This window comes from Fusicatenibacter faecihominis (genome assembly GCF_020686945.1).
GTDB classification, from domain to species: domain Bacteria; phylum Bacillota; class Clostridia; order Lachnospirales; family Lachnospiraceae; genus Limivivens; species Limivivens faecihominis.
On the sequence record NZ_JAJEPR010000004.1, the window covers coordinates 60,665 to 76,606 of the forward strand.

Genomic DNA, 15,942 nt, shown 5'->3' on the forward strand with positions numbered 1-15,942 from the left:
TGGAAACCTTAAGGAGGTGAATCAAAGATGGCAGTAAAAATCAGACTGAGAAGAATGGGTCAGAAAAAGAACCCTATCTATAGAATCATCGTTGCTGATTCCAGATCCCCGAGAAACGGTAGATTTATCGAGGAGATCGGAACCTACAATCCGAACACAGATCCCAGCGAGTTCAAAATCGACGAGGAGCTGGCAAAGAAATGGCTGACAAACGGCGCACAGCCGACAGACGTTGTTGCTAAACTTCTTAAAGTAGCCGGAATCGAGAAATAATTAACTGGAGAGGTGCATGTAAATGAAAGAACTTGTAGAAGTTATTGCGAAATCTCTTGTTGAGTTTCCCGAGGAAGTCGTTGTGACCGAGAAGCAGAGTGGAAAAACCACAGTTCTTGAACTGAAGGTTGCTCCCTCTGATATGGGAAAGGTTATTGGAAAGCAGGGTCGGATCGCGAAAGCCATCCGGGCCGTGGTGAAAGCCGCCGCTTCCAAGGAAGACCAGAAAGTCGTTGTAGATATCCTGCAGTGACAGCTAAAAAACCTCGTGAAAACGGGGTTTTTTCCATATAGATTACTATTTTATAATGTGGAGGGATTTTTTATGAAAGGAAAGAAAAAGGGAGTTCTGTTGGTGCTGATGCTGATGAGTGTATTCATGTTGCTGCCGCTGGGAGCCAGCGCGGCAAAACTGAACATGACGACACCGCTGAAGTATGCGAAAAGAGGCTATAAGATCATTGCCTGGAACAAGTCCGACACCAGCCGGGCCTACGTTTACCAGCAGGCGAATTTTAAGAACGGAACCTATGGTTCTCTGGAAAAGGGCGGCGGAATCGTTGTCAATATGAGCAGGGTCAACTATCAGACCAGAAATATGAAGAACAAGCAGCTCACCTGGATTCCTGTTTACCTGCATAACAATAAACAGGCCAACGGCGTTCCGGTGACCGGCTATGTGAATGCGAAAAATATTGCCCTGACTGCTGTAAACATCAACAATGCTTCTCCCAACAGTACGGTACGGACAGCCATCAGCTACGGTTACAAATATCTGGGTACCCGTTTCATTCTGGGCGGAAGCTCCATCACGAATGGCATCGACTGTGCGACCTTTACAAAGCAGATTTATGAGGCAGCCGGAAAAGCTATGCCTTATCCTCATACGGATTGGCTGCAGAGCGTATCCAGACCGGTTTCTTACAGGGATCTGAAACCTGGCGATTTGGTATTCTATCTGAAATATGATACCAGCGGCCCGATCGATCATGTCGGCGTCTACATCGGCAACAATCTGATGATCAACGCTTCCGGTCATTATGGAAAAACTTATCCGGAAGGTGGCATTACCATCAAACGAATCGTTTACGGAAACCGCAGACCGGCCCTTTACAAACGTCTTTACGGAATCGACTGAGGTGAATAAATGGAAGATTTTTTACAGGTGGGCGTGATCACGGCCACCCATGGAATCCGGGGAGAGGTAAAAGTTTTCCCGACAACGGATGATCCGGAGCGTTTTCTGGATCTTGAGACCGTGTATCTGGATACGGGCAGAGAGAAAAAGCTCCTGACCATTTCCAGCGTAAAATTTTTTAAACAGTTTGTGATCCTGAAATTCAAGGAATTTGACAATATCAACGATGTGGAGCCATTCCGCAAGAAGTGCCTTCTGGTGACGAGAGACCAGGCAGTTCCGCTGGAAGAGGATGAATATTTCATCGCAGATCTCATCGGCCTCAGGGTTATCACCGATGAGGACAAGGTGCTCGGAGAGCTTACTGATGTCCTGGAAACCGGGGCCAACGATGTCTATCAGGTCACAGACGAAAACGGAAAGGAGATCCTCCTTCCGGCCATCAAAGACTGTATTCTTTCCGTGGACCTTGAAAAAGGCGAGATGAAAGTACACATACTGGAAGGACTGTTGGATTTATGAACTATCATGTACTGACTTTGTTTCCGGAAATGATCCTTCAGGGTCTGAATACCAGCATCATCGGCCGGGCCATCGAGAAAGGAATCTTAAGCCTGGAGGCCGTGAATATCCGGGATTATGCAGGAAACCGTTACGGAAAAGTGGACGATTATCCCTATGGCGGCGGAGCCGGCATGGTCATGCAGGCAGAGCCTGTCTATGCGGCAGTGAAGGACCTGGAAGAACGCATGAGCCATAAGCCACGGGTGATCTACCTGACACCCCAGGGAAGGGTCTTCCGTCAGGAGATGGCGGTGGATTTTGCGAAAGAGGAGGATCTTGTCTTTCTCTGTGGCCACTACGAGGGGATCGATGAGCGTGTCCTGGAGGAAGTGGTGACGGACTACGTTTCCATCGGCGATTATGTCCTGACAGGAGGAGAGCTTCCGGCTATGGTCATGATCGATGCCATTTCCCGTATGGTCCCCGGGGTTTTGAGCAACGGCGAGTCCGGCACAATCGAGTCCTTTCATGATAACCTGCTGGAATATCCCCAGTACAGCCGCCCGGAGGTCTGGAGAGACAAGGCGGTTCCGCCGGTGCTGCTTTCCGGTCATCATGCCAATGTGGAAAAATGGCGGCGGGAGGAGTCCATCAAACGGACACTGGAACGGCGGCCGGATCTTCTTGAGGACGCCAATTTAACGGAAAAAGAAAAAAAGTTTTTGACTTCATTGAAAAAGGGGTAAAGAGAGAATATGAAAAAGAGAGTAACCTGTGGTTTTCTGCTGTTGTTTCTGGCGCTGTCTCTTTCTTTTGAGCCCCGGGTTCAGGCCGCTTATCCGGCGGCCATGTCGGCGGCCCATCCTCTGATGGGTTATCCTCTGTCCCGGGCCAGAAAGACCATTGTTTACACCGACGCGGCGAGAAAGAAGAAGCTCACGACGCTGACTTACCGTGAGTTTTCGATTCTGAAGTATGACAAGACCAAACAGTCTCTCTACGTCACCTGCAAAGAGGGAACGAAGATCATCAAGGGCTGGGTAAAGAGAAATACCTTTTTCTTCACGCAGGATTTTAAGGCCGTACAGTCTTTTGCCAATCAGAATCTGACGCTCTACCAGGCAAAATCGACTTCCATGTATTATCAGTCCATACCGCTTTATACGGGCGGTTCCACCGTGGGAGAGAGTGGTTCCTGGTATCAGATGACCTTTTATCTGAACGGCCGCTATTATCTGGGCTGGATTCCCAAGACAGACTATGGAAAAATCCGTCTCTCCATGGATACGACGGAGCAGCTTCTGGCAGACGGCACCTACACAATCCGCGCCCGCGAGAGAAACCGCTTTTCCCTGACGGCAGATACGGCCAAAGGAACTGCCCTTCTCCGGAAAACCACGGGAAAAGAGAATCAGCTGTATACACTGAAGCATGTGGAGAATAATCAGTATACCATTTCACCCTATGGAACAGAGCTTTATCTGGGCCTTAAGGATGGGAAGCTTGCTGCCGTTTCAGACAAGACACTCTGGACCTTCACAAGATATGGCCGCTATTTTGCCCTCCGTGAGGTGAAGAGCCAGAAGGGTATCGCCTTTGTCTCCGGAAAGGGAATTTTCGAGCGGAGATATGCCCGGACCAGCTCGCTTCAGAACTGGGTATTTACCAAAACGACGGTGAAGAATGAGGAGAGAAAGAACACGGTCTTTTCCCAGTATGATCCCAAATGGGGCGGAAACACCTACTGTGATGGCAATCCGGTACGGACCATTTCCAGCTCTGGCTGCGGCGTGGTATCCTTTGTAAATGCGATCTACGCCCTGAACGGAGAGTATATTGATCCGACCGTACTGGCCCGGTACTCCAATTCCCACGGTCATTATTTCTATATGCAGGGAACTGCGGATACACTTTATGCCGATTTTGCCCGGACCAATGGAGTTTTCTATCACTTTAAATGGGATGGTAAGATCTATGACACGGCTTCTTTAAAGAAGCATCTCAAAAATGGCGGTACGGCTGTGGCTCTGGTGCCCGGTCATTATATTGCGATCGCCGGGTATCGGGAGAGCGACAACAGTTTCCTCGTACTGGATTCTGCCATTTACAACAAACGACCGACCACGATCAACGGCGACTGGGTCAGCGAAGCGACCCTCCGGACAGGAACGCTGTACTGTTCCTATTTCCATCTCTTCAGCCGCGTAAAATAATGGCAAAAACCGCTTGCATTTTACAGAAAGTTATGATAAAGTATTAAATGTTGTGAGTAAGAGATGGTCCTCTGTTACAAGAATTGTATTAAGAACATCCGAATAATAAGGAGGAACACAATGAACGATATTATCAAAAACATCGAAGCTGCTCAGCTCCGTGAAGATGCACCCCAGTTCAACGTTGGAGATACCGTTAAGGTATACGCTAAGATCAAAGAGGGAAACCGTGAGCGTATCCAGGTATTCGAAGGTACTGTTTTAAAGAAACAGGGCGGAAGCGTAAGAGCTACCTTCACTGTTCGTAAGAATTCCAACGGCATCGGCGTTGAGAAGACCTGGCCTTTACATTCCCCGAACGTTGAGAAGGTTGAAGTTGTAAGACGCGGTCGTGTAAGACGTGCAAAACTGAATTATCTGAGACAGCGTGTCGGCAAGAGCGCAAAGGTAAAAGAATTAGTAAAATAAAAAATGGACCAGGGACAATTACAGTAGTAGTTGTCCCTTGTTTGTTATGAGGGAACATTATGGCGAAGAAGAAACGAAGTATTCCCCAGCAGATTTTTCTCTGGGTCTTCCAGATCGTCATCGTCGTGCTGTTCGCCTTTGTACTGGTCTATTTCTTTGGACAGACGAGAGCCTGTATCGGTCAGTCCATGAGTACGACCATCGAGGGCGGAGACGCGGTACTTTTGGACGGATTATCATATAAGCTTGGAAATCCCAAAAGGAATGATGTGATCGCATTTCAGCTGAACGGAAACCGGGAAGGAGCTTCCTCCATCAAACGGATCCTGGGAGTTCCCGGGGAGACTATCCAGATCAAGGATGGGATGATCTATATCGATGGAGAGATCTATCTGGAGAAAAAGGATTACCCGGCAATGACAGACGCGGGGCTCGCGGAGGAGCCAATTACCCTGGGTACAAATCAGTATTTTGTGCTGGGTGACAACCGGAACAACAGTGAAGACAGCCGTTATGCGGATGTGGGCGTTGTCAGCGGCAAAAATATCGAGGGAAAAGTATGGTTTGTTCTTTCCCCGAGCAACCATATGGGTTTAGTAAAGTAAAAGAAACGAGAGGATATTGCATGAATTATCAGTGGTACCCCGGTCATATGACCAAGGCCAGACGGATGATGCAGGAGGACATCAAGCTCATTGATCTTGTCATCGAGCTGGTGGATGCCAGAGTGCCGTTCAGCAGCCGGAATCCGGATATCGACGAGCTGGCGAAAAATAAATCGAGGCTGATCCTTTTAAATAAGAGCGATCTGGCGGATAAGGCGAAGACTGCCCGCTGGGTCGAGTATTTCCAGCAGAAAGGGTTCTATGTGCTGGAACTGAACGCCAAGACCGGCGCGGGAATGAAGGCCATCGACGGCGTTGTGAAGGAAGCCTGCCGGGAAAAAATCGAGCGGGATTTGAAACGGGGGATCAAAAACCGTCCGGTCCGGGCTATGGTGGTGGGAATCCCCAATGTGGGAAAATCCACCTTTATTAACAGCTATGCGGGCAAGGCCTGCACGAAGACGGGAAACAAGCCCGGTGTCACCAAGGGAAAACAGTGGATTCGCTTAAATAAGACCACAGAGCTTCTGGACACACCAGGAATCCTCTGGCCGAAATTTGAAGACCAGTCTGTGGGCCTGAAACTAGCCCTCATCGGCTCCATCCGGGACGAGATCCTGAATATCGATGAGCTCGCGATCTCTCTCATCACCTTCCTTTCTGCCGAATATAAGGGGATTCTGGCAGAGCGTTACGGGATCGAAGAAGAAGGGACGCCGCTGGCTATGCTGGAAGCCATTGCAGAGAAGAGAGGTTGTCTTCTGAAAGGAAAAGGCCTGGATTACAGCAAGGCTGCAGGAATCCTCATCGATGATTTCCGCAGCGGCCGTCTGGGAAGACTGACACTGGAGCTGCCGGAAGAAAAAGAGGCGTAAGCCGCAAGGAAACGGTGGGAGAGTATGAATAAGCACAGAGTGAGGAGGCTTTTCGGAGCGCTGGCCTGTATCTGTCTGGTCTTTTTCCTGACCTGGTTTTTTACAGAGTTTGTGGGGCAACGCACGGAGGTGGAGGGCATGTCCATGTCCCCTACATTGAAGGACAAAGAAAATCTGATCCTGGACAAGATCAGTTACCGATTTCGGGATCCGAAGCGGTATGAGATTGTGGTTTTTCCACCAAAATATAAAGAAAATACCTATTATATCAAGCGGGTCATCGGTCTTCCCGGGGAGACGGTGGAGATCTGGAAGGGAGAAGTCTATATTGACGGCCAGCGCCTTCCCGGGGATGATTCCTATGGGAAAATAGAAGATCCGGGCCTGGCGGCAGAGCCGTTTCTCCTCGGCGAGGATGAATATTTCGTGCTGGGAGACAACCGGAACGATTCCATAGACAGCCGGGAGCCGGAGGTGGGAGCCGTCCGCCGGGCGGATATCCTGGGAAGAGCCGTTTTTCGGGTCTGGCCCCTCACGGAGTTTGGCTTTCTGTCCAGGAAGAGAGGATAACGAATGGAAAAAAAGATAGCGGAGATCCGTAAGGAGTTTGAGGCGGCTTCTTTTTCTGAGATTCCGGCGCTGATAGAGGCATACTGGGAGGATGAGAGAAGCGGAGTCAGAAATCTGATCGGAAAATACGAGAAAAAACTGGACGCTCTCGACAAAGAGAGGGAGCGCCTGGAAGCGATGCGTCAGTACGAGCATGAATACGAGGGCCAGTATGAGCTGATCTGCGGCATTGATGAGGCAGGAAGAGGCCCTCTGGCCGGCCCGGTGGTGGCTGGAGCCGTGATTCTTCCGAAGGACTGTGAGATTCTGGGACTCAACGATTCCAAGAAGCTCTCGGAGAAAAAGAGGGAAGAGCTCTATGATGAGATTATGGAGAAGGCCGTAGCTGCCGCCGTTGGTATTGTAGGCCCTGCCCGGATCGATGAGATCAACATTCTTCAGGCTACCTACGAGGCCATGAGGGAGGCCGTGGGCAAACTTTCCAGAGCACCCCGGATTCTTCTCAACGACGCCGTACGGATCCCGGGCATTGCGATTCCCCAGGTTCCGATCATCAAGGGAGATGCCAAGAGCGTTTCCATCGCGGCAGCCAGTATTCTGGCGAAAGTGACCAGGGACCGGCTCATGTACGAGTATGACAAGATCATGCCGGAGTATGGTTTTGCTTCCCACAAGGGGTACGGTTCCAAGGTACATATCGAGGCTCTTCAGAAATATGGTCCTTCCCCTATCCACCGGAAGACCTTTATCACCCATTTCTGCTAGTCTGCGGGGACTGGCCGGGAGAGCCTGACGGATATAATTGAACAAACGGAAAATCGGGGCGGCCTACGAAATGCAGGCCGCCGCTTATTTAAAGAAAAAAGGATACCGGATTCTGGAAGCAAATTTCCGCTGTCGCTTTGGCGAGATCGACCTCATTGCCCGGGATGGAGCTTATCTGGTGTTCATCGAAGTGAAATACCGCAGTTCCTTAAAAGACGGGGATTCCCTGGAGGCTGTGAATCGGAGAAAACAGAGAAAAATCATCCGGGTGGCAGAGTATTATCTCTGCATGTATCAGGAGAAAGCAGATCTGCCCTGCCGGTTTGATGTGATCGGGATCGAGGAGGAACGAATCCGGCTGATCCGGAACGCCTTCGACTGCGGCAGTTAAAAGGAGAGCGCATATGAAGAAAATCCGAAGAAAATCAGAGAGAGAAGTGCTGACCTGGCACGGAGAAAAAGAGGTTCCCTATTTTACGTTTCCGTCTTTCGAAAAGCTGTCGGAAATCGTGCATGGCTTTTCCAGCCGTCTGGGCGGTGTGAGCGAGGGCTGTCTTTCCAGCATGAATTTAAGCTTCAGCCGGGGAGACGAGCCGGAGCGGGTCCGGGAAAATTTTCGCCGGATGGCGGAGAGCATCGGATTTTCCGAGGAGAATCTGGTCTTTTCCATGCAGACTCACACGACCAATGTCCGCCGGGTGGGAAAGGAAGACTGCGGCAGAGGACTCCTTCGGCCGGTGGGTTACCGGGATGTGGACGGTCTTGTGACCAATGAGCCGGAGGTGGTTCTTGCGACCTTTTACGCGGACTGTGTGCCGCTCTTCTTTATGGATCCGGTACGCCATTGCATTGGCCTTTCCCATTCCGGCTGGCGCGGCACCGTGGGCAAGATCGGAAAAGTCACAGTGGAGACGATGACGAGGGAGTTTGGAAGCGACCCGAAGGATATTCTGGCGGCGGTGGGACCTTCCATCTGTCAGGATTGCTACGAGGTCAGTGAGGAAGTCATCGGGCTTTTCCGGGAAAACTTCGTCGAAGAGCTCTGGCCAAAGCTTTTCTATGGAAAGGAGAATGGTCACTATCAGCTGAATCTCTGGGAGGCTAACCGGTCGATCTTCGAGGAGGCCGGGATCCTGCCGGAGCATATCACGGTGACGGATGTTTGTACGGCCTGCAATCCGGAGCTTCTCTTTTCCCACCGGGCTTCCGGCGGAAAAAGGGGAAATCTGGCCGGTTTCTTAGGCTTACGGGCATAAAAAATCCGCTGTACGGGGAAAGAAAAATCCCTGTACGGCGGATTTTTTTTACTGGATAGCGTCCAGTGCGTTGGAGATATCGGCGATGAGATCCTCTTTGTCTTCCAGGCCCAGGCTGATGCGGATCAGCTCTGCGGGAACGCCTGCCTCGACGAGCTGTTCGTCGGTCATCTGGCGGTGCGTGGAGGTGGCGGGATTCAGACAGCAGGTTCTGGCGTCAGCCACATGAGTCTCGATGGCTCCGAGTCTTAAGTTCTGCATGAAGGTGGAAGCTGCTTTCCGGCCGCCCTTGAGGCCGAAGGAGACAACGCCGCAGCCGCCGTTGGGCAGATATTTCTGGGCTCTCTCGTAGTATTTGTTGGAGGGGAGACCGGAATAGTTTACATAGGCAACCTTCGGATGTTTCTCCAGGAACTCGGCTACCGCCTGGCCGTTTTCCACATGCTTCGGCATACGGACATGGAGAGATTCCAGACCCAGATTCAGGATGAAAGCGTTATTCGGGGACTGCATGGAACCGAAGTCGCGCATGAGCTGGGCGGTACATTTGGTGATGAAAGCGCCCTCTTTTCCGAATTTTTCCGCATAGGTGATTCCGTGATAGCTCTCATCCGGTGTGCAGAGTCCCGGATATTTGTCTGCATGGGCCATCCAGTCGAAGACACCGTGGTCCACAATAGCTCCGCCTAAAGCTGCTCCGTGGCCGTCCATGTATTTGGTGGTGGAATGGGTCACGATATCAGCGCCCCACTCAAAGGGACGGCAGTTTACGGGAGTGGGGAAGGTATTATCCACAATGAGGGGAACGCCGTGAGCATGGGCCACTTTGGCAAAAAGTTCAATATCGAGAACCGTCAGGGCCGGATTGGCGATGGTCTCGCCGAACATGGCTTTGGTGTTGGGACGGAAAGCTGCATTCAGTTCTTCCTCGGTGGCATCCGGGGAAACGAAAGTTGCGGTGATTCCCATTTTTGCCATCGTGACGGAAATCAGGTTGAAGGTTCCGCCGTAGATGGAAGAGGAGGCCACGATATGGTCGCCGCACTCACAGATATTGAAGAGAGCCAGAAAATTAGCTGCCTGACCGGAAGAGGTAAGCATGGCTGCCGTGCCGCCCTCCATGGCTGCGATCTTGGCTGCCACATGGTCATTGGTGGGGTTCTGGAGTCTGGAATAGAAATATCCGGAAGCCTCCAGATCAAAGAGTTTTCCCATGTCCTCGCTGGTATCATATTTGAAAGTCGTGGACTGGATGATGGGGATCTGCCGCGGCTCCCCGTTTCCCGGTTTGTAACCGGCCTGTACGCATTTTGTACCCATTCTGTATTCGTTCATCACATTTTCCTCCTGTTATTTACACAGAAAATGCTCCCTGCATGATGACGCTTACAGGGAGCATTTCAGGTACTTTTATACTAACACTTTTGCAGAAAAGTATCAATCCTTATTTGACAGGCTGATAGGAAGCCAGCAGCTTGTGGATCTTCTCTGTCGGGGACTGTACATGGTTGATGGAGACGTCATGGTTCATGGAATCAATGATGCTGGCCAGGAACTTGCTCATATCAGCCTCTTCATAGTACGGACGGGTCAGAAGCTCCGGCCGTCTGTAGTGAAGGTTTGTGGTGACAACTTTGGAGATATAGCCTTTCTCGTAGTATTCGTCGAATTTCTCCAGGCCGTCGGTGAAAAGACCGAAGGTGGTGCAGACGAAGACGCGGCCGGCTTTCCGGTCTTTCAGCTGTTTGGCAACGTCCAGCATACTCTCGCCGGAGGAGATCATATCGTCGATGATGATCACATCTTTTCCTTCCACGGAATCACCCAGGAACTCGTGGGCAACGATGGGGTTTTTGCCGTTGACAACGGTGGAGTAATCTCTTCTCTTGTAGAACATACCCATATCCACGCCGAGGATGTTGGCGAAGTAAACGGCGCGTCCCATAGCTCCCTCGTCCGGGCTGATGATCATCAGGTGTTCGTTGTCGATCCGGAAATCAGGAACGGACTTGGTCAGCGCTTTCAGGAACTGGTAGGTCGGCATGAAGGTGTCGAAGCCCTGAAGCGGGATGGAATTCTGGACTCTGGGGTCGTGAGCGTCGAAGGTGATGATGTTGGAAACGCCCATCCGGGTCAGTTCCTGCAGAGCCAGGGCACAGTCGAGAGATTCCCGTTTGCTGCGCTTGTGCTGGCGTCCCTCATAGAGAAAGGGCATGATCACATTGATACGGCGCGCTTTTCCGTTTGCTGCGGAAATGATACGCTTCAGATCCTGATAGTGGTTGTCCGGAGACATATGGTTTTCGTAACCGCAGACCGTGTAAGTCAGGCTGTAGTTCAGCACATCGGCAAGGATAAAAAGATCCACGCCTCTTACGGATTGTTTCAGGATTCCTTTGGCTTCGCCGGAACCGAAACGCGGGCAGCAGCAGTCGATCAGGTAGGAATCCTCCAGATAGCCTCTGTAAGCGATGGAATCTTTGGTGTGACTGGGATTTTCGTGACGGAAATCGCTCAGGTGTTTGTCCACCAGATTCGCGAAATCGCGGCATCCCTCCAGAGAAGCCAGCTTTAAAGGCGCAATAGGAATGGAATTTTGAAGCGGTTCAAAATTAGGCATGACAGTCCTCCACAAAAAATATAAAGTTTTACATAATTTTACATAATCTCACATCATCTTAACATTGCAGCCAGGGCGAGTCAAGGAAAATATAAATTTCATGAGGGTAATCATTGCATTTTACAGCGTGATTTAGTATGATAATGAGAGCAAAGGAGAAAACAACATGAAGAAAAAAGACCACCGCCATAAGGTGAGTACGGTAGAACCGGGCAGCATCGCGGAGGAACTGGGGATTGAACCCGGGGATTTTTTGCTGGCCGTCAACGATCAGGAGATCGAGGATATCTTCGATTATCATTACCTGATCAATGAAGAATACCTGACCGTACTGATTGAGAAGCCCGACGGGGAACAGTGGGAGCTGGAGATCGAGAAGGAGTTTGAGGATGATCTCGGAATGGAATTTGAGAACGGCCTCATGGATGATTACCGCTCCTGTCATAATAAATGTATTTTTTGTTTTATTGACCAGATGCCGCCTGGCATGCGGGAAACACTCTATTTTAAGGACGACGATTCCCGCCTTTCTTTCCTCCAGGGAAACTATGTGACCCTGACCAACATGAGCGAGCACGACATCGACCGGATCATCCGCTATCATCTGGGTCCCATCAACGTGTCCTTCCAGGCGATGAATCCGAAGCTCCGCTGTCAGATGCTCCACAACCGTTTCGCCGGGGAAGCGCTGAAAAAAGTGGACCGGCTCTATGAAAACGGCATCGAGATGAACGGCCAGATCGTTCTCTGCAAGGGTGTCAACGACGGGGAGGAGCTCCGCTACAGCATTGAAGCCCTGGGAAAATATATGCCGGTGCTTCAGAGCGTCTCCGTGGTGCCTGTGGGCCTTACGAAGTTCCGCGAGGGCCTTTATCCGCTGGAGCCTTTTAATAAGGAAGACGCCGGTGAAGTGCTGGATATGATCGAGCACTATCAGAAGATTTTTTATGAAAAATACGGTATTCACGGAATTCATGCCGGGGATGAGTGGTATCTTCTGGCGGAACGGGAGCTCCCGGAGGCAGAGCGCTACGACGGCTACATCCAGTATGAAAACGGCGTGGGCATGCTTCGTTCCCTGATCGATGAGGTGGAAGAGGAACTGGCACTGAGGGAAAAGGACGAGAGCATTTCCCATGCAATTTCCATCGCCACCGGCTATTCGGCGGCTCCGGTCTTAAGGCAGCTGGCAGACCGGGTGCAGGAAAAATACCCCAATGTCTACACAGAAGTTTATCCGATCGTCAACCATTTTTTCGGGGAGCGGATCACTGTGGCCGGTCTTCTGACTTTCCAGGACCTGAAGGAACAGCTTCTGGAGAAAAATCTGGGCGAGCGGCTGCTTCTTCCGAGCACGATTGTGAAGAGCGACGAGGATCTTTTCCTGGACGACTACCGGGTAGGCGATCTGGAAACTGCTTTACAAACGCCGGTGAATATTGTAAAATCAAGCGGTCGGGCTTTTGTGGAAGCCCTTTTAATGGAAGACGGAGAGGTCCGTCATTCCCAGATAGGTGAGGTGAATAAATATGAGTAAACCAGTAGTAGCAATCGTTGGAAGACCCAATGTGGGAAAATCCACCCTTTTTAATGCGCTGGCGGGAGAGCAGATCTCCATCGTAAAAGATACGCCCGGTGTGACCAGAGACCGTATTTATGCGGACGTGGAATGGCTGAATCATAAATTTACATTGATTGATACCGGAGGAATCGAGCCGGAGAGCAAGGATATCATTCTCTCCCAGATGAGAGAGCAGGCGCAGATCGCCATTGATACGGCGGATGTCATTATTTTTATCACGGATGTGCGCCAGGGCCTGGTGGATGCGGATGCCAAGGTGGCAGATATGCTCCGCCGCTCCCACAAACCGGTGCTTCTCGTGGTAAATAAAGTGGACAGCTTCAAGAAATTCATGACGGATGTCTACGAGTTCTACAACCTCGGCATCGGCGATCCGATCCCGGTTTCCGCCGCTTCCCAGCTGGGTATCGGTGATATGCTGGACGAGGTGGTCAAACACTTCGATGAGGATCAGCTGGAAGAGGCTGAGGACGAGCGCCCGCGCATCGCAGTCGTAGGAAAACCGAACGTAGGTAAATCTTCTATTATAAATAAGCTTATCGGTGAGAACCGTGTCATCGTTTCCAACGTGGCCGGAACCACCCGTGACGCCATCGATACGGAGATCGTCTGGAACAAGAAGCCCTATGTGTTTATCGACACCGCAGGTCTTCGCCGGAAGAACAAGATTAAAGAAGAGCTGGAGCGCTACAGTATCATCCGTACGGTAACGGCCGTTGACAGGGCTGATGTGGTAGTCGTAGTCATCGACGCCACCGAGGGTGTCACCGAACAGGATGCGAAAATTGCCGGTATCGCTCACGAGAGAGGAAAAGGTATCATCATTGCCGTCAACAAATGGGACGCTGTGGAGAAAAACGACAAGACTATCTACAAGTACACGAATGAGATCCGTAACACTCTTTCCTTTATGCCTTACGCAGAGATCATGTTTATCTCCGCAGAGACAGGGCAGCGTCTGCCGAAACTTTTCGAGAAGATCGATATGGTTCTGGAAAACCAGACTCTTCGGGTACAGACCGGTGTGCTCAACGAGATTATGACCGAGGCCGTGGCTCTTCAGCAGCCGCCTTCAGACAAAGGAAAACGCCTGAAACTCTTCTATATTACCCAGGTAGCGGTAAAACCGCCCACCTTCGTGATCTTTGTAAACGACAAAGAGCTGATGCACTTCTCTTATGTGCGTTATTTGGAAAATAAGATCCGGGATACCTTTGGCTTCCAGGGAACTTCCCTGAAATTCATTATCCGGGAGAGACAGGAAAAGGAGAGATGAGTATGTGGGTTCGAGTCGGCTGTCTGGCCATCGGTTATCTCTTCGGTCTCTTTCAGACCAGCTATATTTACGGAAAGGCCCACGGCATCGATATCCGCAATTACGGCAGCGGCAACGCAGGCACCACCAATATGATGAGAACGCTCGGCACCAAAGCCGGCCTCATCACCTTCTTTGGCGACTGCGTGAAATGTATGCTGGCCGTAGGCCTTGTATGTCTGCTTTTTGGAAAAAGTCACAGCGAAATGCTTCCTCTTCTCAAGATGTATGCGGCGGCGGGAACGATCCTGGGACACAATTTCCCCTTTTATCTCCAGTTTCACGGCGGAAAAGGCATTGCGGCTACGGCGGGTCTCGTTTTATCCTTTGACCCCATCATGTCAGTTTTAGGTATTATTACCTTTTTCGGCATCTTTTTTACCACCCATTATGTGTCCTTAGGCTCCCTTCTGGTTTACGCCGGGATCATGATCGAGGTGCTGGTGCTGGGACAGACGGGCCATTTTGCCATGAGCCAGCCGCTTCTCTGTGAGCTTTATGTTGTGACGGCCTTTCTGACGGTCATGGCTTACTGGAAACACAGAGGAAATATCGTCCGTCTCCTTCACGGAGAGGAGAGAAAGACTTATCTTTCCAGCAGCAAAAATAAAAAATAACGGAGGTATCGATTATGGCAAAGATCGGTATGATCGGTGCGGGAAGCTGGGGAACGGCCCTGGCGCTCCTGTGCGATAAAAACGGACATGAGGTGACGATCTGGTCCATCATGAAGGATGAAGTGAAAATGCTCCGGACGAAACGGCAGCACGAGACGAAACTTCCCGGCGTGATCCTTCCGGAGAAGATCGAGATCACCAATGATCTCAAGAAGGCCATGATGGACAAGGATGTGCTGGTTCTGGCAGTTCCTTCTGCTTTTACCAGAAGCACCGCCCGCTCCATGAAAGCCTTCTTAAAGCCCGGCCAGCTTATCGTCAACGTGGCCAAGGGTATTGAGGAACATACGATGCTGACTCTCTCCGAGATCATCGAGGAGGAGCTTCCCGAAGCGGAGGTGGCAGTGATGTCCGGTCCCAGCCATGCGGAGGAGGTAGGCATCGGCCTCCCGACGAATATCGTTGTCAGCGCTCATAAGAAAGCCGTGGCAGAGTATTTACAGGAGATCTTCATGAGCCCCGTCTTCCGTGTCTACACAAACCCGGATATCCTGGGCGTGGAGCTGGGCGGTTCCCTTAAGAACGTCATTGCTCTGGCAGCAGGAGCGGCGGACGGTCTGGGCTACGGCGACAACACGAAAGCGGCTCTGATTACCAGAGGTATCGCCGAAATCACCCGTCTTGGAGTGGCCATGGGAGCGAAGGTTGAGACTTTTAACGGGCTTACCGGCATCGGCGACCTCATCGTTACCTGTGCCAGCCGCCACAGCCGGAACCGGAAAGCCGGTTATCTGATCGGCCAAGGCTACACGATGGACGAGGCCATGAAAGAAGTCAAGATGGTGGTGGAGGGCGTCTATTCCGCCAAAGCCGCTATGGAGCTTGCTGTCAAGTACGAGGTGGAAATGCCCATTGTGGAGCAGGTCAACAAAGTCCTCTTTGAGAACAAGAGCGCGAAGGAGGCTGTGGCCGAGCTCATGCTCAGAGACAAAAAAGTAGAAAACAGTACTCTCGTCTGGGAGGCTTAAAGAGTTGAAATCCCCCTGTCCGGTTTACTGCTACCGGATAGGGGATTTTTTTGCAAAAAACAGTTGCTTTTTTGATACAGAGGGTGTATAGTACAGATAACTTGAGACTTTAA

The 15,942-nt window shown here is 50.9% G+C and carries 19 protein-coding genes; 17 read left to right on the plus strand and 2 right to left on the minus strand.

The window, feature by feature from the left end; genetic code table 11:
• Positions 1-27 precede the first annotated feature (27 nt).
• The 13 genes from rpsP to pgeF all read left to right on the plus strand — a co-directional run bounded on the left by rpsP (position 28) and on the right by pgeF (position 8,667).
• The gene (rpsP, locus tag LKD71_RS03310) at positions 28-273 is read left to right on the plus strand and encodes a 30S ribosomal protein S16 (RefSeq protein WP_178046110.1); all 246 of its coding nucleotides are present in this window, start codon (positions 28-30) and stop codon (positions 271-273) included.
• 22 nt (positions 274-295) lie between these two features.
• Positions 296-526: a KH domain-containing protein gene (locus tag LKD71_RS03315; RefSeq protein WP_117764958.1), complete on the plus strand. Its 231-nt coding sequence runs from the start codon at positions 296-298 to the stop codon at positions 524-526.
• A 72-nt stretch (positions 527-598) separates the two neighbouring features.
• Complete coding sequence (locus tag LKD71_RS03320; RefSeq protein ID WP_227614327.1) at positions 599-1,411, plus strand: C40 family peptidase; 813 nt, start codon at positions 599-601, stop codon at positions 1,409-1,411.
• Positions 1,412-1,420: 9 nt separating this feature from the next.
• Positions 1,421-1,933 carry a ribosome maturation factor RimM gene (gene rimM, locus LKD71_RS03325; RefSeq protein WP_227614328.1) on the plus strand — a complete coding sequence of 171 codons (513 nt, stop codon included), beginning with the start codon at positions 1,421-1,423 and terminating at the stop codon, positions 1,931-1,933.
• Positions 1,930-2,661 carry a tRNA (guanosine(37)-N1)-methyltransferase TrmD gene (gene trmD, locus LKD71_RS03330; protein ID WP_227614329.1) on the plus strand — a complete coding sequence of 244 codons (732 nt, stop codon included), beginning with the start codon at positions 1,930-1,932 and terminating at the stop codon, positions 2,659-2,661. Before rimM ends, trmD begins: the two co-directional genes overlap by 4 nt.
• 9 nt (positions 2,662-2,670) lie before the next feature.
• A complete protein-coding gene (locus tag LKD71_RS03335; RefSeq protein ID WP_227614330.1) occupies positions 2,671-4,128 on the plus strand; it encodes a hypothetical protein in 1,458 nt (485 codons plus the stop codon).
• Positions 4,129-4,248: 120 nt separating this feature from the next.
• Positions 4,249-4,596, plus strand: a complete 348-nt coding sequence (gene rplS, locus LKD71_RS03340) for a 50S ribosomal protein L19 (RefSeq protein ID WP_117764564.1) — start codon at positions 4,249-4,251, stop codon at positions 4,594-4,596.
• Positions 4,597-4,655: 59 nt separating this feature from the next.
• Positions 4,656-5,201, plus strand: coding sequence for a signal peptidase I (lepB, locus tag LKD71_RS03345; protein ID WP_178046105.1), 546 nt, complete (start codon positions 4,656-4,658; stop codon positions 5,199-5,201).
• A gap of 20 nt (positions 5,202-5,221) precedes the next feature.
• Entirely contained in the window at positions 5,222-6,076 is an 855-nt protein-coding gene (ylqF, locus tag LKD71_RS03350) for a ribosome biogenesis GTPase YlqF (RefSeq protein WP_227614331.1), read from the plus strand.
• A gap of 24 nt (positions 6,077-6,100) precedes the next feature.
• Positions 6,101-6,646: a signal peptidase I gene (lepB, locus tag LKD71_RS03355; protein WP_227614332.1), complete on the plus strand. Its 546-nt coding sequence runs from the start codon at positions 6,101-6,103 to the stop codon at positions 6,644-6,646.
• Between the two features lie 3 nt (positions 6,647-6,649).
• Positions 6,650-7,411, plus strand: a complete 762-nt coding sequence (locus LKD71_RS03360) for a ribonuclease HII (RefSeq protein ID WP_227614333.1) — start codon at positions 6,650-6,652, stop codon at positions 7,409-7,411.
• 37 nt (positions 7,412-7,448) lie between these two features.
• A complete protein-coding gene (locus LKD71_RS03365) occupies positions 7,449-7,802 on the plus strand; it encodes a YraN family protein (RefSeq protein ID WP_227614334.1) in 354 nt (117 codons plus the stop codon).
• 13 nt (positions 7,803-7,815) lie between these two features.
• Positions 7,816-8,667 carry a peptidoglycan editing factor PgeF gene (gene pgeF, locus LKD71_RS03370; RefSeq protein WP_227614335.1) on the plus strand — a complete coding sequence of 284 codons (852 nt, stop codon included), beginning with the start codon at positions 7,816-7,818 and terminating at the stop codon, positions 8,665-8,667.
• Between the two features lie 48 nt (positions 8,668-8,715).
• Here pgeF and LKD71_RS03375 read toward each other — a convergent pair whose 3' ends face one another.
• Positions 8,716-10,002: an O-acetylhomoserine aminocarboxypropyltransferase/cysteine synthase family protein gene (locus LKD71_RS03375; RefSeq protein ID WP_227614336.1), complete on the minus strand. Its 1,287-nt coding sequence runs from the start codon at positions 10,000-10,002 to the stop codon at positions 8,716-8,718.
• Between the two features lie 109 nt (positions 10,003-10,111).
• Positions 10,112-11,287 carry a ribose-phosphate pyrophosphokinase gene (locus LKD71_RS03380; protein WP_178045169.1) on the minus strand — a complete coding sequence of 392 codons (1,176 nt, stop codon included), beginning with the start codon at positions 11,285-11,287 and terminating at the stop codon, positions 10,112-10,114.
• A gap of 166 nt (positions 11,288-11,453) precedes the next feature.
• On the opposite strand from LKD71_RS03380, the gene LKD71_RS03385 reads away from it, so the two are divergent.
• The 4 genes from LKD71_RS03385 to LKD71_RS03400 are packed head-to-tail and all read left to right on the plus strand — an operon-like array spanning position 11,454 to position 15,829.
• Positions 11,454-12,824, plus strand: coding sequence for a DUF512 domain-containing protein (locus LKD71_RS03385; protein ID WP_227614337.1), 1,371 nt, complete (start codon positions 11,454-11,456; stop codon positions 12,822-12,824).
• Positions 12,817-14,145, plus strand: coding sequence for a ribosome biogenesis GTPase Der (gene der / locus LKD71_RS03390; protein WP_178045167.1), 1,329 nt, complete (start codon positions 12,817-12,819; stop codon positions 14,143-14,145). The genes LKD71_RS03385 and der overlap by 8 nt, the downstream gene beginning before the upstream one ends.
• A 2-nt stretch (positions 14,146-14,147) precedes the next feature.
• Positions 14,148-14,801 carry a glycerol-3-phosphate 1-O-acyltransferase PlsY gene (gene plsY / locus LKD71_RS03395; RefSeq protein WP_227614338.1) on the plus strand — a complete coding sequence of 218 codons (654 nt, stop codon included), beginning with the start codon at positions 14,148-14,150 and terminating at the stop codon, positions 14,799-14,801.
• A gap of 14 nt (positions 14,802-14,815) precedes the next feature.
• The gene (locus tag LKD71_RS03400; RefSeq protein ID WP_227614339.1) at positions 14,816-15,829 is read left to right on the plus strand and encodes an NAD(P)H-dependent glycerol-3-phosphate dehydrogenase; all 1,014 of its coding nucleotides are present in this window, start codon (positions 14,816-14,818) and stop codon (positions 15,827-15,829) included.
• The last annotated feature ends 113 nt before the right edge of the window (positions 15,830-15,942 follow it).